We start from the raw sequence: 26,274 nt of genomic DNA on the forward strand, positions 1-26,274 counted from the left end.
AAATAAGTTAAAAATCGAATGTAAATTTAAAAAAATATTTGAATTCATCTAACTTTTACGTGTATAATCGTCAATAAAATGGTTTTTAGCGACTAAAAATCATCATTTTGTAAGTTTTTTCTTATTTTTTTCAATCAATTGATATTTTATTATACGTTAAGGACACCTACTATAAAATTTAATCCAAATTTTATAACATTAGCATTTTTTATAAACAATCACAGCTAGATAAAATGCTTATTTATCTATTTTTGTATGTAAAGTATGTTTCGCTACATGCAATGTTTTTCCAGCTACGTCTGCGAGCCAACTTAAATGTGCCTTAGGATTTTTAGCTAATTCTGTAACAGTATTGCGAGTGGTTACAGCCAACTTAGCACCATCGGTGACTATTTGTCCTGGTTGGGTCAATCCGTTAAGCAGGTAATCATTGGCATCCATACCCGCTTGAAGAAGAATTTTCATGATAAAATCTGGAGTAAGTGCTTTATATGATGGATAGGTACCTTCAAAAATACCCGCAATGATGGCTGCAAACTTGGGATCATTTTTACATCTTGAAATTAGGATGTTCAAAAAGGTCATCCATAAAGGAGTCAAAGTTTTATTACGCCCAAACTGAACCAGTAAATTGGATAGAGAAAAATCATAGGCTAACTCTTTCTCCAATTGTTTTTTATACCCCGCCAACGCATCGACTGAACAATCATCTTGCTGTATACAATCAATTAAACTTTCTGCAGCCCAGCGAGCGCTTAACACGGCATATTGAATACCATCACCGCTCAAGGGATTTATAAGTCCAGCGGCTTCACCTACCAGCATCGCACGGTCTGCCGTTATAGGGTTCCGGGAATCGTAAAAGGTAATGGGCCAGCCCTGTATTTTTTCGGTTGCTTTGCCATTGCCCAATCGTTTCCGTAAATCGGGGTTGGTGGCTATATGGTTGGCAAAACATTGCCGTACTTCTGAAGCCTCTTTCGGACAGGTTTTAAAAATCATCGCCATCCCTACGTTGGCTCCTGTTTCCCCTTTTGGGAACAACCAATAAATCCCAGGGAAGTTTTCTTCACTAAAATAAACATCCACCCGGTTGCGTGGGCCATTGACACCTTCATAATACGACCGCAACCCCAACAATTGATACGCGGGGTCTGGCTGATAGCCGCGTAATTTTCGCCCTACCAATGATCGGCTTCCGTCTGCCCCTACAATCAGTTTTGAAATCAGCCGCCCTTCTTTCTTTCCATTTTTATAGGTCGTTACCACCTTGTTGGCATAGACCTTATAATCGATCATCCTACAGTTTTCATAAAAGACAGCGCCCTCCTTTTTTGCTGTATCATAAATCATAGCATCCAATTCCATTCGGGGTATTATGCGTGCATGAAATGGCAGGTCATCTGGCTTTTCCAAGTTAATATGGGCTTGGTCGTTTTTCATAAACAGGCCAACCGTATCAATACTGTTGGCCTTTTTAAATGTATCAGTTTTGGTGATGCCCATGGCATGAAGTTCGCGCAATGCAACAGGGCTCACGCCATCGCCACATACCTTATCCCGGGGAAACTTTTTAGCCTCTATAACAATAGTCTTGATGTTGGCTTTCGCCAAATGATACGCCAAGGCACTACCAGCAGGCCCTCCCCCAACGATGAGCACATCGCAATCATATTCTATTTTTTGGCGTATCTGTACCATAGCTAATAATCACGGTTTATCATATATAAAATAATACGCTCCAAAAAGGCCTTATCCTCACTATCTTCCAAATGGGAAAAATGAGTGTAGAATTCTTTAAGTGCTGCCCCAGCTAGATACCTGCTAGTACTTTTTGCATAGGTAATGGAACCATAGCTATGCATGAAGTCTAAGATTGTTTTAGCCTCAGCCAAATTGCGATCTAAAATTGGGATATTTAAAAACCCTTTAATAAACCTGCGTTCGCTGGCAGAACATTTCTCCAATAAATGTATCAACATCAGGGTACGTTTGCCTTCCATAATGTCGCCGCCTATTTCCTTACCATACGAGGTTTCTTCACCAACTAGATTGAGTACGTCATCTTGTATCTGAAAAGCGGCCCCCATAAAGTACCCTAACCTATTAAAATCGTCTGGTTTCACTGCTCCTTTGCTACCAATTAGCGCTCCAATACGTATAGGATGGATGCAGGTATACCAGCAGGTTTTTTTAAGGATCATCCGCAGGTAGTCGGTTTCGGTGAGGTCGCAGCGGTTGTCTTTGCGCCATCCCAGTTCGAGGGCTTGCCCTTCTGCCGATTCGGTTATTAAATGCTGAATTTCCAAAAAGATACGTTGTGACAGTTTTTCTCCCAACAAATCCCGGTTGCGCCATAAAGGGGATAAACTGAGGGCATTGAGCATATCGCCAACGTTTATGGCTATGGCACGGCTGGTGGCTTCGTGCATGGTCGGTTTTTTGCGCCTATAAAAACTCTCGTCTTCTACATCATCGTGAATAAGAAAAGCATTGTGTAACATCTCTAACGCTATAGCTGAAAACTTGGCTTCCTGTAGCTTTCCGCCAAAAGCTTTACAACTTGCAATGCAAAGTCCAGGGCGAAATCCTTTTCCACCGCGGTTGGGATAATCTGATAACAAACCATATAGATATTGCTTAGGTTCTTTTTCAGGAATAAACGCATGGATACCTAAGAGGGTCTCGGTCCCATAATCCACTAGTTTTTGTTTCATTTGCGCCGTATCCATAACCTACTGTTCGTTTTATTATGATTGATTGTTTTTTGAATACAAATAGTCTATTGTTATCGGAAGCTTCTATAGTCATATTACTTCCAAAGCAATTAGCACTCGCACCAACGGGTCATTTTTATCGGTCAATAAGGCGTTGTAACATCCCGGCTGACTGTTTTTCGGCAGGTCTAACGTGATATTCAGGTCTTTTTCTTTTTTTGGTCTGAGCGAAAAGGATTTAGGTTCTATTTTTATGGCCCTTTTATAGATTACGTGTTCGCCCGGCCCAATCAAATCGCTTTTTCTAAGTTCAATTTTTTTAGGGCTTTCCAGATGGTCTTCAAACATGCTTATTGTCAAAGTAACCGTTTCGCCCGGTTTCATTGGGGCATCGGGTTCTAATGTAATAATAGCGGGGGTGCTTTTTGAAGTTTTGGATGGTGGTTTTGTGCTCGATGCTTTGCCGTTTTTTTTTGCCTGTTCCTCTGTTTCTTTTTTAAGAGCTTCCACCACACTGTTCATTTGGCCTGTTAAGGAAGCAAAGGCGTCGATAAATAAGTCTAACACTTCATGCGAATCCCGCCGAATCCGGTTCATCAAGGCGTCGGGGTCTTCCCGGATTTCATCGACATCTATTAATTTTTTCTCAATCTTTTTGGCCGCTAAAATACCTGCGGCTATTTCTTCTTCCAGTACGTTCACTGCGGAATTAACGATACGCTGCGCCTTGTTCACCACACGGTCTGTATCGATCCACGAGGCGTCTTCCTGTTTGCTTTGCTTACCGGAATTACTTTTTTTTCGTGGTCCTTTTTTTGACGTTCCCATTGGCTTGTTTTTTAACTGGTGGTGCTATGTGCAGTAGGATACGGAAGAAGGAAGGCTCAAAGCCCACTACTTCCACATCGCTACTATAGGTTGCGCTGGGGGTCTTTTTTGGAATATGAAGCTCAATGGCCACGGTATCTTTTTCGCCTGGCTCTTGAGTAAAGGATTGTGGTTTAAAAGTGGTTTTAATATTGATTTCGTTAGCAGGTTCCGCAGTATCCGTAAAAGGGGAATTGACCAGTTCGCAACTCGCGGTTTCTGTTTTGGTGTTTTCCAGAACAAACTGCAAGCTAAGCCGTTCTCCGGCTTTGGCGGTTTCTTCCAGTACAAATGCAGGTTGTGTCTCGGTATGACCAGAAGGTTCTTCTTTATCGATCATTTCATTGGCGAATGAAAAGCCCATTTCCAACGCCTTATTGTAGTATTCTAAATTCATTTTGGCAAACTCGGTAAAGGCTTTGCTGTACGCTTCGGGCTTGAAAACAAATGGGCTTTTGCCTGTTTTGGGCTTTTGGCTCATCTCGCTCCATATCTTAAACCCCTGACCCATAAATTTTTTATTGAGCGCAACGGTTTTTCTGAAAAGTTCTTCAAACGGTATTTGGTCGTTGTTTGATGCCATGGGCTTGGTGTTATCGGTCTTGGTCTTGGTCACGGATGGGCTCACAATAATAATGCGATTTCCAGCTTTGCCATCTTAGCTTGTATTTTTTCTCCTCGTGGGGCGTTACCGTAATGCCGGGATGATCGGCGATTTCCACGGTAAGGCAGATGTTTTGATTGTATTCTTTTTCTCGCAGTACGATTTCCGAAGTATAGGTGCCATTTTCCAATTTTCCCGTATCTAAATGCAACAACACCCTTTCTTTACCAAAGGGAGCCAATTGGACCGCGTTTTTATTTAAATTAAGTTGCACGCCGGCATCATTCCCATCTTGATCGATCAAAGGCCGGGCTCCTACCCTATATTTTTTAGGTGCATTGCAATCATTTTTCACATAAAATGGGATGATAATTCGCTCTCCCTTCATAGCTGTTCTATGCATGCTGGTCAAGCAATGCGGCGGACATTCTTCTTGGGGTGGACAACAATCCCCAGTATTGAACATGGTTTTTAAAGGCTGAAGGACGTTTTTGCCCAACTGTCCGGCATTTTTACTGAACTGGTTGCTGTTTCCCGTCATATTGTCCAGCATGGTGCCATAGAATTCCATAGACATATTGGTAAGGCCTTGAAGGTTCTTCATGACCGAATCGCTGAACACATTGGACTGTAAAGGTTTATTTTCCATTTTTTCTTGTTTTATTGGTTTGTGGTATGCGACTTGAACGAACAAGACAATTGCTCTTCCCAAAACCGGATGGTAAGGTCGTAATCGTTTTCTGCCTTGGCGTTTTCGGGGATGGTAATTTCGATGTTCACCAACATATTTTTTCCCGGTTTTAAAACCTGTCCTGCTTCTTTAACTTTTGAGTTGGCCCAATTGGGCATGTTTTCCTTTAGGTTTTGGGTTACGTGATCCATGGTTTCGGTAAAACCTTCCTCTTTATCGTGCCGAAAACCATAGCCGAAAGCCCGGCATAACAAGTCCATATCCAATGGGGCTACGTGGCTCACCTTGGGTATTTCAAACGACATATTACCAGTATTGACCACCGTAAAGGTTACGGTATGTTTTGTTCCTGGGGCTGTTCCCTGAAACGTGAATTCGGTAGGGTTGACCGCTACCGAAATGGTAGGTTGCACTACCATGGTCACTTTGCGTTTTTTGCCACCAATGTCTATCTGGTTTTCATACGTGCCCGGACGTGTGCTCGGGTCGATGGAGAGCATAAGGTGCTCCATGCGTTTTTCGCCAGGGCGTAGTTTGCTATTGATATAAAGCGGAACACCGCTGAGGCTTTCGGTCTTCTTGCTTTTTGTGGCTTTAAGGTCCAGGAATTTTATACGGGTCTTGGTCTCGTTTTTATTGTGCAGCTTAATACTGCCCATTAAGTTGCCGGGCGGGCCGTTCAAGATGATCTCTTCCTCGCCAACAGCGATGTTTTTTAACTGGGAATCGGGCACTTTTTTTAACATGGTTCAAAGGTTTTAAGTTAGCCTTGGGGCTCATTGGAGTTCCTGTCGGGGAACGGGCGGGTATCGGGCTTGCAGCACGGGTCTTCTTCGCAACGCTCCGCGGCATTGGGCACGTAAGGCTCGGTGATTATTTGGCTCTCGCCGCCCACACAGATGCTAAAAAATTCCACGCCCAACATTTTAAAGCACACATTGGAATAGTTCGGGATGCGCACCCGTTGTTTCATCAAGTCCTTGATGTCTTTTAGGGTAAAGCGCGGCAGGTTCATAAGTTCCAGTTTGTTGTCTGTGGCTACGGGTTCGTTGGCATCACCTGTGAGTTTTAAGGTGTTTGTGGTAGAAAGGCTTCCGCTTATTTTGTTTTCCACACTGCCGGACAGTTCGGTCGCAATCTTGCCCGAATGTTTAGCATCTAGATCAGCATCTATATCAAAAGGGCGTATCGGGTTGAGGTTGTGGGTATAATTGGTCGGGATTTTTGGAACGCTCATAATACTGGGTTTATTTGGTTACAACCCAATAAATTTAATCAATAATATCTAAAGCATTAGCATTTAACCCTCTAAATTTAAGCTGATTACGTATATTTTTACAACTTTCAAATTTTTCTTACAAAAGAAGAACGGTAAAGACAATAATTGGAAGGGGGTTTCTGAAACTTTCCTTAAGTTTTATCGTTTTAAACGTTCTAAGAATTGTTCTTTCCGCCGGGTCGAAACTTCGATACTGTGATTGTTTGTCATAATTACATAACCCCCCTTTCCCTTGACATATTTTTTTACTTCGTTCAGGTTGATCAAGTGCGAATTGTGTACCCTGAAAAACTGTTCCGTAGCCAACAGTTCTTCAAAGGTTTTCAATGTTTTAGACACCGTTATTTTCTTTCCGTTTTTTAAATGAATGTGGGTATAATTTTTATCGGCTTCACATCGTAAAATTTGGTCAACTTCCAAGAATTCGTACCCTTCGCTGGTAGGCACGGTTATTTTTTTTAACGCATTTTGGTGTTCCATATTCTGAAGCAATACAGCAATACGCTGTGCCATATGTTGTGTGGTATGGGTTTTAAAACGTTCCAAGGCGGTGGCGAACTCTTTTGTGCCTATTGGTTTCAGCAAATAATCCAATGCGCTAAACTTTATGGCTTTAAGGGCATACCGGTCGTAAGCAGTGGTAAAAATCACATCAAAAGAAGCAGGGCCTACCTGCTCCAGAAAGTCAAAGCCTGTGTTTGGCCCTATTTGCACATCTAAAAAAACAAGGTCTGGCCGTTGTTCCTTCGCTATTTTTAAAGCGTCGGCAACTGTTTTTGCCGTAGCCACAAGAACATACTCCTCTTTGTAGGACGCCAACAGCTCCACCACATGGTCTATGCAGTGTTGTTCGTCATCTATGACCATTACTTTTACCATACCTTAAAATGCCAGTTGCAGGGGGAGTCCTACTTCTACCCGCACCCCCTGTTTTTTGTCTATCAACCTAACATGCCCTTGGACACTGTTTCGTTTATTAATGATTGCTATGCGGTTTTTGGTGAGCTTCATGCCATATGATTTGTTCGTCTTTCCATTTTTGGTCGCATCTTTTAACTGCCCTACACCGTCATCATCAATAGAATAAAGAATCATCCCTTCCTTTTTTTGAACCTGAACCAAAATATGGCCGGTGCCGGTTTTTTGTGAAATACCGTGCCAAATACTGTTTTCGGCAAAAGGTTGCAGGATCAACGGCGGCACCAAAGTGTTTTCCACATCGATAGACGGATCGACCGTAATTTTGAAAGAAAATTTGTGTTGCAGCCGCTTTTGCTCTATTTCAAAATACGTAGTCAATAACCCTAAGTCCTCTTTTAAGGGAATCGCTTCCTTTTCTGAATTTTCCAAAGTCTGACGCATCAAGGTTGCAAATTTCACCAGATAAGCCTTTGCCTCCGTTTTTTCGTTTTTAGCGACGAAATCGTGGATAGAGTTAAGCGAATTGAAGATAAAATGCGGGTTCAGCTGCGAACGAAGTGCTTTGAGCTTGGTTTTATCGACTTTAGATTCAAACTGTGATACCGTTTTTGCTTCTACGGCGTCGCGCTTTTTCTTGTACAGGACAAGAATTACAACCAACGCAAGCAATAACACGCTGCCTCCAATAATCACCGTTTTTTTGAGGGTGCGCTGCCTGTCAATTTCGGCTTGCGACAGCGCCTGTTCTTTTTGATGCTCATAGCTTAAGTCTTTTTTTACCAGCTCCACTTGCTTTTCCCTATTTTGGATGCTATCATTTAGCACAATATGTTTTTTATAGGCTGCTAAGGCTTCATTGCCTTTTCCCTGGTTTTGATAGGTTTCGCTCAAGGCCAGCCAAGACTCTGCTTCCCGGTCCAGTGCCCCTGTTTCTGCATTTAAGTCGATGCTTTTTAGCAAGGTGGTTTCGGCTTTTCTTGTTTTTCCTTGGTACCCGTAAATTTTGCCCATATTGGTCAGTACAATGGCCATCGTTGCTTTATCGTCTATAATTTCGGCCCGCTCCAAGGCTTTATCGTAATAAACAAGTGCTTTTTCATAATCTTCTAAGTGTTGGTAGGCCAATCCTAAATTATTGCAAACCGTGGGATAATAAATTTGAAGGGGTTTTTCTTCGGAAAGCGACAGTGCTTTTTGAAGGTTTTCCACCGCCAAAGAATCTTTTCCCTGATCCATTTGTACAGTGGCTATGTTGAAAATGGCAATCAATTGTTGGGGTTTTGAAGCGGTTTCTTCGGCAATTTGAAGCAGCTTGTTATAGTTTTCCAAAGCCCTGTCAAACTCTTCCATATCGGCATAGATGTTTGCAATGTTGCTATATACCGTAGCATCGAAGAGGTTTTTCCCTTCAAAATGGGCTGCATCCAAGGCTCGGTGGTACTGCTGTAAAGCTTGGGTAAAATCAGACTTTAAATAATACACGTTCCCTTGTTGCCGATAGGCTTTTGCAATGCCTACGTTCCAATTGTTGCTTTTGGCAATTTTTAGAGCCTCTTGGGTATATTGGGTTGCCTTCGGTTTATTGGTGGTGGCAATGGCGTGGGCCATGTTCAACAGGTAAATGGTTCGCAGCGTATCGGGAACCTCCTTTTTATCCAGCAGGGTTTTAAGGGAATCTACTACGGTCTGTTGCCCCAACCCCAAATAGGACACCATGAAGAAGACCAACAAAAATAGTTTTGTTTTCATAAAAACCGTTCACAATGGAAAAATATGAGGAGTTGACTTGAGGAGTACCCAATTTACTAATTTTCAGCAAAAATCCACCATAGGGTTGCAGAAAATAATTGAACCCGTGCAGTTGCTCATTTGTGGTTGCCTTATCTCTATTTGTTGTATAGTTTTAATTATCAGTTATTTAAAATCATACAATATGCGCACTTCATTACTTATTATCGCTATTTTCTTTTTCTTTTTTAATGTTGACGCACAAAACAACTCGCTTAAAGAAATTTACGAAGGAACGTTTGCGGTCAATTCGATAACCGCCTGGCGGGGAAAGACCCGGGTAGCAGTCCCGTTGCAGATTCCGGCCAACGCTACAGGTTTTTATTATACGGTTTATGTAAGCAAACGCAAAACCTTTAGGCCCGAAGCCCGGAAACTTGTTTTCGATGTTTTGGCCGATAGAATGGGCACAAGCTCGGAAAATGCAGACCGGGCCAATGAGATCTTGGTAAAAGAGCAAGGAAAATACGAAGACATCAACATTTACCTCCTGCCCAGCGAACAGGACAGCCAATTGTTCGAAAAACGGATGAACTATGACTTTAAGGCTTTAAAAGAATGGAAGGACATAGGTGAGGAAGTGACGTTTGTACCTACCAACGGAACTCGACAGACGCTATATCTAGGTTTTTTAAACACCAACAACACCATAGGATTAGACGTGTATTTAAAAGTGGCGGCGAAATATTGAGGAAAGAACCAAATAACTCACACATATTATGAAAACAACAATTAATTCAATCATACTCGCTATTTTATTAATAACGGGCGGCACGGCACACGCGCAGTTTTTTAAGAAACTAAAGAAAAAGGTAGCACAAGCTGTTGAAAATACAATTGTAAACACAGCAGATGAAGCCGTAAACGATGTCATAGGAAATAAAGAAAACAATACTAGCGAAAGGGAAAACCCGGCATCTCCTTCCATTACCGAAAACAAAACCATTACAAACCGACAGCATCAAAAACCCACTTCAAGAACTACCGAGGGCATAGTAAAATCCACTGATAAATTTTCAGCAGTATCCACAATGACCATCCCGACCATTGATGAAGACTTTGAGTCTATTTCCTTACTTACTTTTAAAGGACTGCCCCTCTTGGGCGAACCGGACAAAAATTTAATAGGGCTTACTGTAGGTAAGGAATACGAAAAGTACAACGGCTTGCTCAAGGTGAAGTTTTACCGTCCGCTGTTCGATACCATGGACAAGGAGGTATGGTATCCCAACAGGTATGCTGGGGAAATAAGGTATCCGAGGGAAGGCGTGAATTCGGTCATCGCCCAAAAAGCACTCTTTGCGGCCGCAACCAGCTTGAGTTCGCGTACGGCTTGCGAAATCTATTATGACAGACCGGGAGAACACAAAAGTTACAGAAACGACAACAAAACATGGGGCGGTTACAATGCCAGCGATATACGCCAGAATACCCTTTATAAAAAATACATTGCCGAACAATTGGGCAATTTGCAACGCTATGCCGAAAAAATCCCAACCACGGCCTACGTGGTCGATAAAATGGGGTTAATGCGGTATGATTTTGACCAAAACGGTTTTATACTGGAAATACCTGTAGCTACGCCCAATGTAATCTATACCAAAAGAAGTTTTGGTGGGTATGCCCCGCGCCACGAATATGAACAAGTGTTCAAGACAAAAAGACGACGCAGTTTTGATTACCTTTTTAAAATAAAGCCCGAAAAAGTAGAACAGTTGTTTGAAGGCAAAACACGTTCGGGCAGATCGGCCTATTTCGTACATAAAATTGAATGGTATGGAGCTGACCACACCCCAACATATAAAGAATACGTAAAGTACCCCCAACTTAAAACGGTGCGCAAAGCAATAAACTACCATAGACTGCAGTACAGCTATGCAGACCCACTTATAGAAATTTACCTGGATCCCGAGCTTACCCAAAAAATAGGCGAAATAGACCTTGCTAAAATAGATACGAAACAATTAAAAAATGAAAATGAAAATGAAACAGAACAAAAGCCAACCCTCCGCAAAGAGCCTCATGTAAATTTTGAAAATGCAATACCACTCAGTGTTGTTCACGAAAAGCCAGAAATGCCCTTCTGTACCGACAGCAAGGACCGCCGTTGCCAAGAAAAATACATTAACGAATGGTTACAGGACAAAATACCAAATGATAAGCTTAAAGAATGGTTTAAACCCTACAGCAATAGCAACCATCGAAAGGTTTCAATGACCATGGTTCTTGACACCAATGGAAAATTCCATATTAAGAATATGCGTCCTTCTAATGAAAAAGCGTCCAACGCCATACAAAAAATACTCAATTCCCATACATTAAACATGAAGCCCGCACGGCAACGGGGAAAACCGGTTCATGTTATGTTTGTCCACAATGCCCTTATCTCATACAACATACGGAAGTATTGATCAATAAGCCAATAAATCGTATTCATGAAGGCAAAATTCAAACACAAAGTTATATTGTTCATCGCAACCGTCTTCTTTATACTGCACGGTTGCCGGGTAGTGTACTCCAACCGCCCTTTGCCCAGCGAGCAACCTGTTCTTAAAGCTTTTCCGTCCAACTTTAAAGGGGAATACAAGGTTATTGGCCCTATGGACAAATCTGATGTGTTGGATAAGAAATACCCCCAAAATCTTTTTGATATGTTCTGGAACATTGAGGTAAACAAAGGTGTCTGTACCATAAAGCATTATTTTGGTTTTCAAGCTTCAAATATCGCCCAAATTAGCGCCCATCGCGATTTTAAGGTTGAAAATGACATCCTTTTTTACAGAAACGACAGCATTAAAAACCGTATGCTGAAACTATTGAATAAAAGCACAAAATTGACCGAGAATGAACAATACGATTTGGAAGACCTTCTTAACCGTGACGAAAAAGGGGAACTCGAGCAAAACTTTCCATTGGTAAAAAAACAGGGACGCTATACCTTCAACACAAAAACGGCTTACAAAATAGACCTGCTGAACAACGACTTTACCGACTATACTTGGACCGACAAACCGGTTGAAGTAAAAGTAGCCTTTAAAAAAGCAGGGGATTATTTGTTTTTTAACCTAAAAGAAAGCAAAAAAGATTGGCTGCCCATCATTGTAAAACAAAACGGGAACCACATAACGGTCTCACGCATTGACCACAGTAACCTATCGGACCAATACTCCTATTACAGCTCCATTACCGAAGTTATAAAAGAGAAAGATAAAAGTAACGACTACGTTATTAACCCTTCGCAGGCCAACCTTCTCTCTTTTTTAGAAGAGCCTCATTTTCTAAATACCATAGCGATATTAGAAAAAAAAACGGCACCATTTTATACCCAATCATGGGTACATTATACCGTCATCGGTCTAATCGTATTTGTTCTAATTGCTGAATCTTTAAGGCGAATGGTAAAAAAATTTCATAAATAGTATAAAAACAATATCATGAAAACATCGCTAAAGGCTATCCTTATACTGGGATTGCTCCTAATTCCAGGTCTTGCATCGCTTGCCCAAAATCCAGGGATTGATGACATAGAAGAACTTTTCAGGGCCCATAACAACCAGGATCATTATCAGTTAAACCAATACCTGAAACGTTTTGGCACGACCCGGACATCAAAAACCAAAAAAGGTAACGGAACCATTTATTATAATCCGTATAAAACTAAAAACAATTCCAACGGTATTAATTTGGCCTTTGTATCATATAACGATGGGAGTTTTACTACAATCCTTCGCAATGCCAAAGAGGATCTCTATAAATATTATGTCAACAATTGGGCAAAAACAGCCGATGAATATACTACTAAAGACAACACCTATTTTTTTAAAAAAGGTTCTATTAACATATCAACCATGTATTTTGAAGAAAAAATATATATCCAACTGAAATCACTGTCGGTCAGCAGTGGCCAAACATCAACAAAACCTAAAAAAGCTTCCACCTCGGGTACCGTAACGGTACGGTCCACAAAATTGACAGGCATTTATTTAAATAAAGGCGATAAAATCAATTTAAAAGCCTCTGGCAGGATAACATTAGGCTTTTTTGCAGGCGCTGCCGGACCAGAAGGCATCAACGGATTTGAAATTTACAATATCGTGCGCAATTACCGCCATGGCAGCCTTATCGCCACCATTGGCGAAAACGGCACGTGGTTTTATGTAGGCAGGAAAGCCACGTTAACGGCCGATACCTCGGGCTATTTAAAACTGTATGCCAACGATGTGGACCCCGGCAATAATTCTGGGAGTTTTAAGGTCGTTTATACGAAAATGTAATAGACGCCCGCTATTCGACAAGATGTTTTTAAATAGTATTTCTTGGTGTAACAAAAAAAACACATCTATATGTTTAAGCAACAAGTGGGAAACTAATTTTATAGGTATATAGATAACCTAACAATGTATATTTCTTTTCTCTTTTCAGAACTGCCATTGTTAATAACAGTCCATTGCCAAAAATCCTTGTTGCTCTAAGTCGTTTATGGTAACCTCCATTTTATATTCTGTGAGAATATTTTCTAAAACAGATAATACCTCTTTTTGCATAGCAATACTTCCGCAGATCATTATCATAGCGTTTTCCTGAAGTAAATGAGCTACCATTTCTTTTTGAGCCACTAAACGGTCTTGTACATACTGTTTATTTCCTTCTTGCGAATATGCCAACTGTGTAGTCTGTAAATTTGTTTCTTCTAAATAGGAAGCATATAAATTAAATGACTCTTGTGTTTTTCCACCCCAAAAAAGATTGATTTCTTTTGTAGCTGCGTGTGTAGCTATCATTCCTAAAAAAGGGGCAATTCCTGTGCCGTTAGCAATTAAAAGTACTTGTTGGGCTTTATCGGGTAAATGGAATGACTCATTCTTACTTATAACTCCTTTTACCTTCTCCCCTACTTTACAACTACTGAAATAGGAAGAACAGGCGCCATACTCGTGTCGTTTTATACTTAACACAATATCTCCTGCTACCTCAGCAATACTATACAATCGAGCAATGCGTTCGTTTGGCGGAATAATTTCTAACAAATCACCCGACTCAAACACTTGTTTTTTAGTAGGACGAAGTTGCAGTAAAAATGTATCGTCCCTGTTTAATTCGGTGCGGTTTATGACCGTGAAATTATGCTGTGGCGCTACTTTCTTACCCGAATCTAAAGGTTCTAACTGTAGGTGTAAATTATGCTGTGTGGCCCAACGGATGGCCCAATGCTCAAAGTCGGTAGCATCTTGATTGTTGATCTTGTAAATGGGTAATTCTTGGTGAAAGTTAGGATGTTGCTGTAACGCTTTATCGACGTCAATAGCAAACTGACAATAATCTTCATAAGCTAATGACCCGAACCCAATTACCGAAAAATGGATGGGATGGTTTTGTTTTTTCTTTTCTAATAATTGTAAAAAATTAGTCGCATTGGCCGGTGCTTCTCCTTGTCCGTAGGTAGCAGTGAACACAAATAATTGTCTCGCCTTTTTGTAGGTAGTGTAGGTGTTTAATTCTGAAACAAATACTTTCCTACCGGCTTGCAATAGCGCTTTTTGAAATTGTCTTACAAAATCAAAGGTATTCCCAGTTTCCGAACCCACTAAAATGATATACTCACTTTCATCTTTGGTATGTTTATTTTTAAACGCCTTTGTTTTTTTTCTTCGGCGCAAGGTCATTGCAAAGCCTGAATAGATAAAAAACAAAATAGAGCAACAGGCTATCAATAAAATAACAGACCATACTATACTCCCTCTACCCGTGTGAAGTGCCATACTCCAACTTGACGCCCACGCCACAAAGGGATATTCAAACTCACTTAGTACTTCGCCGGTAAATTGATTGACCAATACTTCTTTATTCGAGAATTTTGCGATGTAATAATCTTCTGGGGCAGGGGAAAAAGGAAACTCTAATCTTTTTAAATCAGTGAGCGGACTATCTTGAAACGCAGGAAAATCAATGACTTCTCGTACTGGCATTTCGGCAATGGTATCGTAATCTACCTGGTGGGTTACTTTGTATTCAGGTAATAGAGAAAATTTCTCTAAGGAAAGATATACCCCTGTTACCGTTAAAATAATAATCGGGATTAAAAACAATCGCCCAAAGTAGACGTGATAGTGTTGGTTGAATGATTCCTTTGATATTTTTGAAAAAAAGCGTTTTACACTTCCTTGCCGTTTCACAATCAGTAGCACTCCGGTGACCGCAATTATGAATAGTAGAAATGATATCAACCCGACTATAAAGCGACCGGTTGATTTTAAAAACAACGACCTATGTACGTTGGTTGCAAAGCTAAAAATAGGATGCTGCTCGATCAATTCCCCCACTTTTTCGCCGGTTATGGGATTGATGTAAAAGGTTTCGCTATTTCCTTCGGCGGTAATAACAGATGCCGATACAAAGTCGTTATGGTCCACCTCTACCCATAATACCTCATCATATTTATTTTGAAGCACCGCTACCGTCTCCCCTACCGAAATCTCTTGTGTTTCAGGTATGGCAAATGGTTTTAGTTGTTCGGAAACAGGTTCTACAGCGAGAATAATCCCCGTAACGGAAGCAATTACTATAAAAACAAAAGAAGATACAGCCAACGCAAGGTGACTGTATCTCCATATTGATAAGGTCATACGGTTGCGTTTACTGTGGCATCATACGCACGTAGCGTATAAATCCTTGTCCTTCTACTTTTCCTTTCACTGTTTCTGATGTCAGCTCAAACTCTACATCGTCGGCGTAATATTCTTGGTCTTCTACTGCTGTTTCAAAGCGTATTTTGTAGCCTGCATCGATTTTATCATCTTCAATCTCGATTACGCTTAGCGCGCGTTGTCCGCCAGCAATAGTAGCTCCGGTAATGGCATCGATGTTATGCCTCTTTTTTCCGTAGAAATCCCACCATTCTGAAATATCAAAATACCATTCATCGTCATCGCCTTGTACGTATAAGGTCTCTACATATTTGCCTTCTGCATCCAATAAAGAAACCACCACGTAAGCAGATTCACCTGTATAATTGGTCATCTGTATCAGGCATTTGTATTTACTTTTGGCCGTGGTAGTCGTAAAACTTGCCGCCAATACTAAGGTTACTACTAAAACGGGTAGTATTTTTATCAACTTTTTCATATTCATATTATTTCAGAAAGTTTAGATCAATATTATTTGATTCTAATTGTTCGTTTTCACTTGCCAGATCGTATGCTGTTTCTTCAAAATCGGTTACCACATTTTTATCAGCGCCTAACGACAACAAATATTTTAATATGGTATCGTTTTTCGCATTCATCGCTGCCAAATGTAACGGAGTTAAGCCATCTGCATTTTTATGTTGCAGTTGTTTCTTATCTGCCATTTTCACGACCAATTTCAGTAAGTCTATGTTGTTTTTAGCCACTGCTAAATGGTATAAACTGTTATCCTTTTCCTGAAGCGTGGTTAATGACACATCGTTTTGTTTTAGAAGCGTCAGTTTTTTATTAAAATCAGTTGCTTCTTTTGTACTATACCCATCCATCACGTAGTATGCCAATGTATTTCCGTTTGTATCGGTTACGGAAGCATCTGCTCCATTTTTTAATAGATAAGCTACTACCTCAGCACTATTATTGGCAACTGCTAAGCTTAACGCTGATTGTCCTTTTTTGTTGGAGTGATTGATATCAGCAACCTTTTCTTCCAATAGTTTAACGATATCCAATGTATTAGCAGAAGCAGCATTCATAAAAGAGTTATTGCCTTCTTCATTGGCTTGGTTTACATCCACTCCTTTTTTAATAAAGTAGTTTAGCACTGCTTTATCATCACTTCTGTATGCTAATGTATGTAATGGGGTAACGCCCTCAGTAGTGGTCACATTTGGGGTAATGCCTTTTGACTCTAAGTATTGATACACTTTCAGCCCGTTGGTCGTGCCTCGTGTACCCTGACTGGCGAAAAGCATCGCATTTCCTTTCTCTTTGTTTAGTTCTTTATAGGCTACGCCTTTTTCAATAAGGGCATCCAGTAATTTGGTGTTTCCGGTTTTGGCTACATAGTTAAAGATGCCACTCCCAGCTGTATCGGTGCTCTGTAACGACATGCCTTCGGAAACAAAATAATCCAACTCACTCAAGTCTTTTACGTGGGGTGCTGCTAATAACAGAATGTTTGCACCGTTTTTAGTGGTTTCGTTCGATAGATCGGCACCGTGTTGCGCTAATATATCGTAAAGTTCTGCATTGGTATTTCCCGCTCCAGCAGCAAACAATGCAATGGTATTACTATGGTCATCCCGAATATCGGTTCGGGCACCTTCTTGTAATAAATGCTTTACTAAGTCAATATTGTTTTTATAAGCTGCCCAAAAAATATAGGTTCTTCCGTCGTGGGTTAATTTGTTTACGCCATTTCCTTCTTTCGTTAGCATATGCTTAAGCGTAGTCAATGGGGCGTCTTCCAAAATAGCATAGGTTACACCGTCAAATCCATAGGAATTTAACTGGGTGGAATCGTTGCCTTCTTTTATTTTTTGTTCGACGGTTGGTACTGTTGGATTGGTTTTCCAAAAGCTTCTTTCTAAGAACACATTATTGCTCTGTGCAATAGCAAACGTGCTTACTAACAATACCAAACACAAGTTTATTTTTTTTAGGCAGCTCATATTTTATTTATTTTTCGATTACAAAAGAGTCGATCACTCCGTTTATTTCTTTCTTATCGGTCATTTCTTCATCAAACAAGTATTTAAACAATACTTTGTTATCTACTTTCTCTTTTAAGGCCAAATCTTTGTCTTTTCCAAATACTTTGTCCCACTTCGCGCGAACCGTAGCCCATTTGTCTTGGTGTTCTTTCCACCAGTCTTGGGCTGCTTTACATTTACTGTCGTCCACTTTTTTATACACATTGTACCCTTTTTCTTTGGCGATCACTACATCTTCTGCGCCTTCTTTTCGTACAATCTTTTCATTGTCTTGATCGTGTATCCAACCAAAATCGGTTATCTCGTGACGGTTTCCGCGCATTGTTACATTATAATCACTACGTTGCGTGTACTCTCTTCGTGGTAAAGGTGCTGTTGTAGTATTTTCCCAATAGCTTTTACCATCTACGTGTACCCAAGTAGCAGAGCCTTCGTATCTCGGACTATCATCTACCTGAAATACTTTCTGCGTCCACTGTCCTTTTACTTCGCTTTTTGGCTTTTTAGTATAGGTCCATTGGTTATCACCGTTAAACATATACAGATCGGTATTTTCATATTCCCAATCCTGACGCCAGTGTTTTACAATATGTGGCTGGTTGGGTGGACCTACAATTAATAAATGCTGAATAGCAATTTTATCATCTTTATCTTCAATAAGTTCTGCCCACTCTAAACCGCCAGCTATTTTAGTTTTTGACGGGATGTAAGTAGAATCTTCTACATATTCAAAGGTTTCAGCAAAGTTGAAAGTTACTTCGTAACAACCACACATATTCTTTATAGCCTCTCTATCCTTTTCTAGTTTGCTTTGTGCGATACTACTAGCACTGAAAGCTATTAATCCGATTAACGCAAAAATTGTCTTTTTCATAATTATATTAGTTCAAAATTAGTTTCTTCGTTACACTGTTTTTTCCGGCGGTAAAGGTAACCATATACATACCACTTTGTAGGCTTGAAAGGTCTAAAGTCTTGTTATAAAAACCAGATGTAGTAGACATCGTTTCTGAATATACTTTCGCTCCATTAATTGCGAATACCTCAATCTTGTTTTTTGCTGAAACAGTATTAGCAACATCATACACAATCGATATTTGACCGTTGGTAGTAGGGTTTGGATACATTCCGAAGGAAACATCTTCTGCTACTTCTTCAAATCCTAATAAACTAGACACATCTTGATACTCTAAATCTATGTTTCCAGTTGAAGCCCCTTCAAATGAAGTAAATACCAATCGATATACGGTGTTTTCATCGTACTTTACGTAGTATGCCATATCGCTATTTACGATATATCCTGAACCATCGAAACTCTTCCAATCGTACCCAATGGTATTGATTTCTTCAGAATACGTTACGTTAGTAGGGTCTGCTTCTCCTGTTGGTTCTTCGTTTTGTGCTACGGTAACCGTTGGGTTATGCAATACACCGGTTACATTATACATTGTATTTGCTTGTAATTCCGTTACATATTTTCTAAATACCATATCCCATTCCGTTACAGCTGGTTCAGCTACTACGGCTTCGTTGTTTTCTAATGAATAGTAATTATAACGGTTGTTTGGGTTATCGTCGTTGTCTACTGTGGTAGTAGTTTCGTTTACCCAAGCGCTTCCATCCCAAGTAGCGAATTTAAACGTGTACCCGCCAAAAAAGTCTTCGTTGATGAACTTGCGGTAGGTACCATCAGCATATTTCAATACAAAAATGATGGTTCCTTCTACGTGGTGGGTTGCTGGGTTGTACTCTCCCCAACCATAGCTAGCCGATCCTTGCATAAAAGCTCCGTTGTCCCAATTGGTATCATCATTATATAATGGTGTCCAAGATGCTTCATTGGTTACATCGATATTGTTCCATTCTGCTGGATCGTTCGCCGCTTCAAATACCTGTATTCCGGTACCATCGTTTACACGAATGCCAATATTCTGTGCGCTGTTGCGTAAAAAAGCTACATCCCAACTTTCAGCTGCAAAGGTAGCTTGTGTTTCGTCTGCTAATTTTACGTAGACCTCATTTGCATAACCAGCACCCATAGAAAGGCTGACAGTTTCTTGTGCAGTGGCAACTAATCCTGTTGCTATAAAGGCTGCAATATGTAATATTTTTTTCATTGTTTTATCTTTTATAGAGTTAGAGTTTATAATACGTTTAATTCTTATTGTAATAATTCATATTTGAATTCCGGGTATCCGCGTTCTCCCTGATCGCTTACTAAAGCTGTAAATTTTAGTTTATAGGTATTTCCATTTAGGTCTTGAATGATGTAGAACATATTGTCATACAATATTTTATCTTCATTGATCACTTCTCGCCAGCTACCACCTATAGCACGTTGGTCTTCTTGAAAATTGGCTGTATTTAGATTACTTAATGAAAAGTCATCATAGGTAGTGCTAAGCTCATCTGTATTGATGGCATACGCTACCACCCCTCCTTTGCGGTTGTGTAACACCCCATCTGCATATCCATACGAACCATACTCTTCAATAAGGTTGGTGAATAGGGTAAAGTTGATATCCCATTGGTCTGCTTCCGGTTCTACAGAAACAGTACTATTTGTATTAAAGCTAAAAAAGGTAAAGTTATACCCTCGGGTTTTACTAATAGTCACTTCTTGATGTGTGGTATCACTTAAATCAGCATACTGTAATACATAATCATCACCTCGTTTTAATACGCGGATTTTTTTCCAACCTCTAGTGTCTCCGGTTACCGCTACAGTTCCTTGTTCTGCCGCAGTGGTTCCTACTTCATATCCTAAATTCACTAAATACACCTTGTTATCAGCATCGGTGTCACTTATAGCGTCAATTGCAGTTTTGGTAATATCACCATCTGGATGATCTACATAGGGTTGACTATCCTGTGTTCCAACAGCCACTAGAGGTTTTAAATCAGACACATCGGCTTGAGTAATTGCATCAATATTTGTTTCGTTCAATTGAGCAGTCGCCATATAAATAGAACCGTTTATTGCTACCTGAAATTCACTACCAGCATAAAATCCAAGATCCCACGTATCGCGTTGTACAACAGTGGCCTTTTCTGAACTCAAGTCAATATATACTTGGTTGGGTTCATTAGGACCACCTACTTCTGGTGCTAGCGAACGCCCTAAGGAAGCTGAATTATTCAACGTAAAAGCAGTGTTTCCTTGAATTTGTCCGCCAGGGTATGAAACGTTCGTAATAGTAAACGTAATCGCTACTGTTTCGTCTAAGGTTGCATTTAGCTTATTGAATACAAGGGTGTTTTCCCCTGTTCCCTCTGCAATAGGCAAGGTAATCGTGTTTCCTTCCGCAGCAGGTTCCGTTGTAAAGTCTTCTCCATACACCGCGTTTGTTGCTTCTACCAAAATAGTGATCGCTCCGTTTTCCGAAGCCGTTTCAGAATACACTAGTTTGATATCCTTATTGCCTTCTATTTCGCTTAAGTTGGCCGAAAGGTTTTCAAAAGCGGCAACAAATGGCTCGCCTTGTACCGTTGTACTATCGTCATCGCTACACGATACCAAAGCGGTAGTGGCAACACAAGCAAGTAATAGGATTTTAACAGATTTGAAGATTGACATGGTTATAGGGTTAAATGATAGGTTAATTTTAAAAAGTAAGAGCGTCCGTAGCCCAACGGTATTTGTGTGGGCGGACCATTATGTGTTCCACCTTCAAAAGCGGTGGTATTTACTGCAGTAACATCAAATATATTTCGGGCACCTAAAGTGGTGATTAATGCGCCATCGAAAAACAATTTATTGATAGTGGTATCCAGCCAACTATAGGCTTCGGTCTTCCCAGTGAAAAATTCTTGATTGCCTTCGGCGTTGGTTTTCTCTACAAATTGCTGCTGCTCGCCTATGTGTTTAAAGAACAACGAGAAGGTGGTGTCCCACTTGGGTACGGTATAGGCGACATTTGCATTCAGTTGAAAATTATACAGAAAGTCATCATTACTATTGGTACGGCTGTCCAGTACTTTTGAAATTCCCTGAACCGAAGCGCCCAACTGCGCTTTAATATTTTGATAATACAATTCATTTTCTGAAAATACGCCCATCGCCTTGTAGCTATCGATGTTGTTATATTGATACGCCAACGGACTCTGATTCACGACAATCAATTCAATTCTATCTTGTAGATTTAAGTAATTAAAACTGATCTTGTTTTTTAACCGAACAGCTCCATCGGCCAGACTGCTGCGTTTTTTAATATGAAGAAAGGTAGAAACCCCTTGTTCTGGCGTTAAATCTCCATTTCCTTGTACATTGTGGTTAACATCTACAAAGTAGGTATAAAGCTCGTTGTAATTAGGTGTTCGGTTCGCCGAACCTACGATAGCGCGCAATTCCCAATCCTCTCCCAAAGTTTGTTTCGCACTTAACGACCCGATGTACTGCGTATCAAATAAGTTACTAAAGGAAACCCGAGCGCCCGGACGTAATGAAAAACGGTCTGTTAATTGCATTTCGGAAGCGGCAAAAAAGTCGTAATTATCTAGGTTTTGTGTTACGGTTCCTTCTTCGGGATCGATCACAATCGCCACCGATGAGCCGGAACCTTCTTCCAAGGTCAATTCATAACCCGCTTGTACCGATAGCCACTCGCTGTTCAACAAGTTACTGAACGTACCTCTGGAAAAGACTGCACTTCTACTCTGGTATTCACCTTCTTCTACATTTTCTTTGGCCCCTGACCGAATGCGGTAGGTATAGCGCTCCAGGTCTTTGGTCTGCTCTTGGTAGGAAAGTGATACATTGTAGTTCACTTTTTTAAATAGTTTCCCATTGCTGTTTACGTGATGGTACCCACGGTTGTTGGTGTATTGCTCATCCAACGCTGACGGGTTGGTGGTTCCCGTCGATGCGTTTTCGTTGGGGTCTACCGTTTCGTTGTATTTATAAATGTCTTCGTGCAAGTACTCAAAACGGTAAAAGATGTTGAACCCTTCGGCTTCGTACGATAATAACGCCTTGGTATTTTGTTGTAGTTTGGGTAACCATTCGTGTCCGCGTTGACCGTCGTTATCTTCGTAGTTCTCGCCCTCTCTATCGTTCCAGAAGCCTCCAAAGTCATTGCGGGTATAAGTGGCATTGGCGTATAGTTTTTCTGAAATATTTCCACCCACTTTAATCGATTGAATATGACGGCCTTTATCAAACCACTCATACTCATCGCCTATGGTTTCTTCTTGTACATAGGCCGTAATATCGAGCTTGTTTCTAGATGATTTTTTGGTGATAATATTAATGATACCCGAAACAGCGTTCGATCCGTATTGTACGCCCATTGCCCCTTCTACATATTCTATGCGCTCTACATCGTCCAGATTGATCAAGGTAAGGTCGGTGTTGTTCCCTACGCCCTCTTCATTAATCATCGGGATATTGTCGATCAACACTTTAAAATACTGACTGTCCAACCCAAACAAACTAACTCCACTTTTACCTGTTGATGTGTTAGGCGTAATGTTCAGGTTCAAGGTGTTATTTAATACATCGGCTAGCGTATTTCCGGCCTGTCGCTCAATGTCTTTTCTGCTAATCACCTTTACTTCTACTACCGATTTGTTAACCGACTGCGGATTGATCTGCCCGGTCACTACCACCTCATCCAATTTTTCAATATCTGTGGAATCGGTTACAGGGGTGTTTTGAGCCAAGGAAATTGCGCTACAAAAAAGGAAGGAAATAGAAAGAAATGAAAACTTCATTAGGTTGATTTGTTAGACGCCGCAAAGCTATATAATTATTCTTATTTAGAACAAATAAAAATAACATTTTCCGTAAAAGAATTTAAACCTCTCCACATTTTATAATATAGAGTAGTATTTAACAACTACTTAAATAGGGTTTATATATTACTGAAAAGTAGACGACACAGCTATTATTATAGAAAAATACTGTGTCGTGACTATTTGTAAGAAGCTAGTAAGGTATTGCGTTAATTAATGGTAATATTTTCAATTACATCTATACATTGCCATATATGTTTAATATGCTTTTTGGGTTGTATGGCATAATCGAAGGGATGGTAGTTCTTCAATGTAAATTCATTTATTTTTTTGTTGGTAATGGCTTTTTGTAATTCATCAACAATTAATTCTTCCGTTTCAAACTCAATTATATATATCACCCCATCCGTAGTTTGATTCTTCCTTATCTTTTGTCCAAGCACCATGCTATCAGATTGCAAAGTGGGGTGATAAGAAAGAATGGATTGAAACAATGCTATATTTCGATTGGTATTAATAAGTTGAAATTCTTTAAAAATTTTAACCTCTGGCGGTTCAGCCAAAAGAGACTCTGTTTTTAACAATGGTTTTTCATTCTCATTATCAGCGCTAAACTTCTTTTCATCGAAAAATATATAGTTTAAATCCAGATTTTTAGATTCGCATAGCGCGATTATCTTGTTAAAATCTAGAGAATCTCTTTTTTTCCAAGTAGAAAGCGTATTAGGCTTAATATCAATCAACTTACATAAGTTTTTATCTGTATTAATCGATAATTCTTCTTTTAATCGATCAATTATATTAATCGCACTTTGAGACATTTAACATTTTTTTAAGAAAAGAATAGGATTTTTGGGATAATTTTATCACAACAAAAACTACTCTCAAATAATTAGCATAAACAGTAATAGAAACTATTTCGTGTAATAGAAAATCTCGGCTTTTTCTGACTTTTTTAATATAGTCAGAACTCATTCAATATAAAATTTTTTTAATAAACATTAACTCTTTGTATAAAAATTATTAACTGAAATAAAACTAAAGCTTGTTTAATCCAAAATGTGACCCCAATGATAATAAAACTACCTAAACTTTGTATGTCAAGTTTAAAATATTTACTTCTATGTACAATATTTCTATTTAATCTTGCACAAAACGACCTTTATGCTCAAACTCAAGAATACGCCAATCAAGTAACTTTTGAAGATCACGTTGATGATGCTATTAACGCTACCTTGCCAAATAATGACCCTGCTATCCTAAATTCATATGGTGGTCTTTTAATTGGGGGTGGCAGCTATACAGGTGAATTAGAGCTTCAATTTCCATCTACTATTCCCGCTAACACTACCTCTTTTATCCGAATAAACTTCAATGAAGATGTTTTAAATAGTTTATTAGGTGGTTCATTAGGTGATTTGTTGGCCGATGTATTGGGTTCTATTATATTTGGAAACCACTATTTTGATGTAGAAGCACGATATTTTGATGGAAGTACTAATACTACTGTCCTCTCTTCTACTTCAGCAGTACCTCCCTCTAATATTAACAGATACCGGATTGTTAAAGATAGTGAGGGAAATTTTTATATTGCCATAACTCCAGACCAAGACTATAATAGAGTTTATATAAAAGATAACACAGATGCTCTTTTATTTGGAGATTTTAATAGTATGGATGTGTATCACGCTTCCTATTTTACAGATAATCAATGTGCTATCAATCCTTTATTCACAGATTTTGATGGACAAGGATTAACTGTAGACCTCCTTGGTATTGGTGGTGCAGGCGTGACTAACCCTGAATATGTTATAGACGAAAATCCTGATAATTTTTCTGAAATAAGTTTAGGACTTATAGGAGTATTAGCTTCTATACGTCAAAATGTATATTTCCCTAATTCCTATCAACCTGATCAAGAGTTTTCTGTTACTTTAAAAACCGACCCCACCTTAGTGACATTAGGGCTTTTAAATAATGTTCAGGTGATAGCCTATAACGGAGGGACGGAAGTATATTCAGAAAACTTATCTTCAATTTTAAGTCTTGACTTATTAACCTTATTACAAAATGGTGAAAAAGCTGAAGTAGTATTCACTCCTGGAGTCGCTTTCGACAGGGTAAGTGTTCGCCTTTCTTCCTTATTAAATGTAAATATTGCACAATCAATTGATGTCTATGAAATAGCTGTCGTAGGGCCAGATGCTCCCACAGCTGATGAAACGGACCAACAATTTTGTGTTGTTAATAATCCTACTGTTGCTGATATTGATGTAAATGAACCAAATGTAATTTGGTACGACCAGGCAACTGGCGGAACAGCTTACGACCCAACCGATGAATTAATTCATGGAAACTCTTATTATGGTGCTCAAATTGTCGACGGATGTGAAGGCGAAGATAGACTTGAAGTTACTGTTACTATCGAAGATGCTGCTACTCCAACTACTGACGAGACTACTCAGGACTTCTGTCTAATAGACAATCCAACAGTAGCCGATATAGATGTAAACGAACCAGATGTAACTTGGTATGACCAAGCAACGGGCGGAACAGCTTACGACCCAACCGATGCCTTAATCAATGGTAACATATACTACGCATCATTGACTGATGCAACTTCAGGCTGTGAAAGTGCAGTGCGATTAGAAGTAACCGTAAACGTAGGGGATGCTGCTACTCCAACTACTGACGAGACTACGCAAGATTTCTGTCTAATAGACAATCCAACAGTAGCCGATATAGATGTAAACGAACCAAACGTAACTTGGTATGACCAAGCAACGGGCGGAACAGCTTACGACCCAACCGATGCCTTAATCAATGGTAACATATACTACGCATCATTGACTGATGCAACTTCAGGCTGTGAAAGTGCAGTGCGATTAGAAGTAACCGTAAACGTAGGGGATGCTGCTACTCCAACTACTGACGAGACTACGCAAGATTTCTGTCTAATAGACAATCCAACAGTAGCCGATATAGATGTAAACGAAC

The 26,274-nt window shown here is 39.8% G+C and carries 21 protein-coding genes and 1 pseudogene; 5 read left to right on the forward strand and 17 right to left on the reverse strand.

The window, feature by feature from the left end:
- Positions 1-237: 237 nt before the first annotated feature.
- The 9 genes from AACZ92_RS05285 to AACZ92_RS05325 form a co-directional block, all read right to left on the reverse strand.
- Entirely contained in the window at positions 238-1,701 is a 1,464-nt protein-coding gene (locus AACZ92_RS05285) for a geranylgeranyl reductase family protein (protein WP_339697951.1), read from the reverse strand.
- A 2-nt stretch (positions 1,702-1,703) separates the two neighbouring features.
- Positions 1,704-2,732 carry a polyprenyl synthetase family protein gene (locus AACZ92_RS05290; RefSeq protein WP_339697954.1) on the reverse strand — a complete coding sequence of 343 codons (1,029 nt, stop codon included), beginning with the start codon at positions 2,730-2,732 and terminating at the stop codon, positions 1,704-1,706.
- 75 nt (positions 2,733-2,807) lie between these two features.
- On the reverse strand, positions 2,808-3,545 hold the full coding sequence (locus AACZ92_RS05295) for a hypothetical protein (RefSeq protein WP_339697956.1): 738 nt from the start codon (positions 3,543-3,545) through the stop codon (positions 2,808-2,810).
- Complete coding sequence (locus tag AACZ92_RS05300) at positions 3,508-4,167, reverse strand: hypothetical protein (RefSeq protein ID WP_339697959.1); 660 nt, start codon at positions 4,165-4,167, stop codon at positions 3,508-3,510. Before AACZ92_RS05300 ends, AACZ92_RS05295 begins: the two co-directional genes overlap by 38 nt.
- Positions 4,168-4,177: 10 nt before the next feature.
- Complete coding sequence (locus AACZ92_RS05305) at positions 4,178-4,882, reverse strand: hypothetical protein (RefSeq protein WP_339697962.1); 705 nt, start codon at positions 4,880-4,882, stop codon at positions 4,178-4,180.
- The gene (locus tag AACZ92_RS05310; RefSeq protein ID WP_339697965.1) at positions 4,849-5,625 is read right to left on the reverse strand and encodes a hypothetical protein; all 777 of its coding nucleotides are present in this window, start codon (positions 5,623-5,625) and stop codon (positions 4,849-4,851) included. The genes AACZ92_RS05305 and AACZ92_RS05310 overlap by 34 nt, the downstream gene beginning before the upstream one ends.
- Before the next feature lie 17 nt (positions 5,626-5,642).
- Positions 5,643-6,116 (reverse strand): hypothetical protein, encoded by a 474-nt coding sequence (locus AACZ92_RS05315; protein ID WP_339697969.1) that lies wholly within the window; start codon positions 6,114-6,116, stop codon positions 5,643-5,645.
- A gap of 180 nt (positions 6,117-6,296) precedes the next feature.
- Entirely contained in the window at positions 6,297-7,037 is a 741-nt protein-coding gene (locus AACZ92_RS05320) for a LytTR family DNA-binding domain-containing protein (protein WP_339697974.1), read from the reverse strand.
- Between the two features lie 3 nt (positions 7,038-7,040).
- Positions 7,041-8,807 carry a tetratricopeptide repeat protein gene (locus AACZ92_RS05325; RefSeq protein ID WP_339697977.1) on the reverse strand — a complete coding sequence of 589 codons (1,767 nt, stop codon included), beginning with the start codon at positions 8,805-8,807 and terminating at the stop codon, positions 7,041-7,043.
- 205 nt (positions 8,808-9,012) lie between these two features.
- Between AACZ92_RS05325 and AACZ92_RS05330 the strand changes: the two genes are divergently transcribed.
- The 4 genes from AACZ92_RS05330 to AACZ92_RS05345 are packed head-to-tail and all read left to right on the forward strand — an operon-like array spanning position 9,013 to position 13,141.
- A complete protein-coding gene (locus AACZ92_RS05330) occupies positions 9,013-9,558 on the forward strand; it encodes a hypothetical protein (RefSeq protein WP_339697980.1) in 546 nt (181 codons plus the stop codon).
- 28 nt (positions 9,559-9,586) lie between these two features.
- Positions 9,587-11,278 carry a hypothetical protein gene (locus AACZ92_RS05335; protein WP_339697983.1) on the forward strand — a complete coding sequence of 564 codons (1,692 nt, stop codon included), beginning with the start codon at positions 9,587-9,589 and terminating at the stop codon, positions 11,276-11,278.
- A 24-nt stretch (positions 11,279-11,302) separates the two neighbouring features.
- Complete coding sequence (locus AACZ92_RS05340; RefSeq protein WP_339697986.1) at positions 11,303-12,286, forward strand: hypothetical protein; 984 nt, start codon at positions 11,303-11,305, stop codon at positions 12,284-12,286.
- A 15-nt stretch (positions 12,287-12,301) separates the two neighbouring features.
- The gene (locus tag AACZ92_RS05345; protein ID WP_339697989.1) at positions 12,302-13,141 is read left to right on the forward strand and encodes a hypothetical protein; all 840 of its coding nucleotides are present in this window, start codon (positions 12,302-12,304) and stop codon (positions 13,139-13,141) included.
- Positions 13,142-13,300: 159 nt separating this feature from the next.
- Here AACZ92_RS05345 and AACZ92_RS05350 read toward each other — a convergent pair whose 3' ends face one another.
- The 8 genes from AACZ92_RS05350 to AACZ92_RS05385 form a co-directional block, all read right to left on the reverse strand.
- Positions 13,301-15,490, reverse strand: coding sequence for a PepSY domain-containing protein (locus tag AACZ92_RS05350; protein ID WP_339697992.1), 2,190 nt, complete (start codon positions 15,488-15,490; stop codon positions 13,301-13,303).
- 10 nt (positions 15,491-15,500) lie between these two features.
- Positions 15,501-15,995 carry a DUF2271 domain-containing protein gene (locus AACZ92_RS05355; RefSeq protein WP_339697995.1) on the reverse strand — a complete coding sequence of 165 codons (495 nt, stop codon included), beginning with the start codon at positions 15,993-15,995 and terminating at the stop codon, positions 15,501-15,503.
- A 1-nt stretch (position 15,996) separates the two neighbouring features.
- Complete coding sequence (locus tag AACZ92_RS05360; protein ID WP_339697998.1) at positions 15,997-17,502, reverse strand: ankyrin repeat domain-containing protein; 1,506 nt, start codon at positions 17,500-17,502, stop codon at positions 15,997-15,999.
- A 7-nt stretch (positions 17,503-17,509) separates the two neighbouring features.
- Positions 17,510-18,418, reverse strand: a complete 909-nt coding sequence (locus AACZ92_RS05365; RefSeq protein WP_339698001.1) for a DUF6607 family protein — start codon at positions 18,416-18,418, stop codon at positions 17,510-17,512.
- Between the two features lie 7 nt (positions 18,419-18,425).
- On the reverse strand, positions 18,426-19,661 hold the full coding sequence (locus tag AACZ92_RS05370; protein WP_339698004.1) for a T9SS type A sorting domain-containing protein: 1,236 nt from the start codon (positions 19,659-19,661) through the stop codon (positions 18,426-18,428).
- A 44-nt stretch (positions 19,662-19,705) separates the two neighbouring features.
- Complete coding sequence (locus AACZ92_RS05375) at positions 19,706-21,121, reverse strand: HmuY family protein (protein ID WP_339698007.1); 1,416 nt, start codon at positions 21,119-21,121, stop codon at positions 19,706-19,708.
- Between the two features lie 2 nt (positions 21,122-21,123).
- Complete coding sequence (locus AACZ92_RS05380; RefSeq protein ID WP_339698010.1) at positions 21,124-23,256, reverse strand: TonB-dependent receptor plug domain-containing protein; 2,133 nt, start codon at positions 23,254-23,256, stop codon at positions 21,124-21,126.
- Positions 23,257-23,486: 230 nt separating this feature from the next.
- Positions 23,487-24,098: a helix-turn-helix domain-containing protein gene (locus AACZ92_RS05385; protein WP_339698013.1), complete on the reverse strand. Its 612-nt coding sequence runs from the start codon at positions 24,096-24,098 to the stop codon at positions 23,487-23,489.
- Positions 24,099-24,374: 276 nt separating this feature from the next.
- Here AACZ92_RS05385 and AACZ92_RS05390 point away from each other — a divergent pair.
- Positions 24,375-26,274: pseudogene (locus AACZ92_RS05390) on the forward strand (hypothetical protein); the annotation flags it as partial.

Source organism: uncultured Marixanthomonas sp., from assembly GCF_963974425.1.
Lineage (GTDB): Bacteria > Bacteroidota > Bacteroidia > Flavobacteriales > Flavobacteriaceae > Marixanthomonas.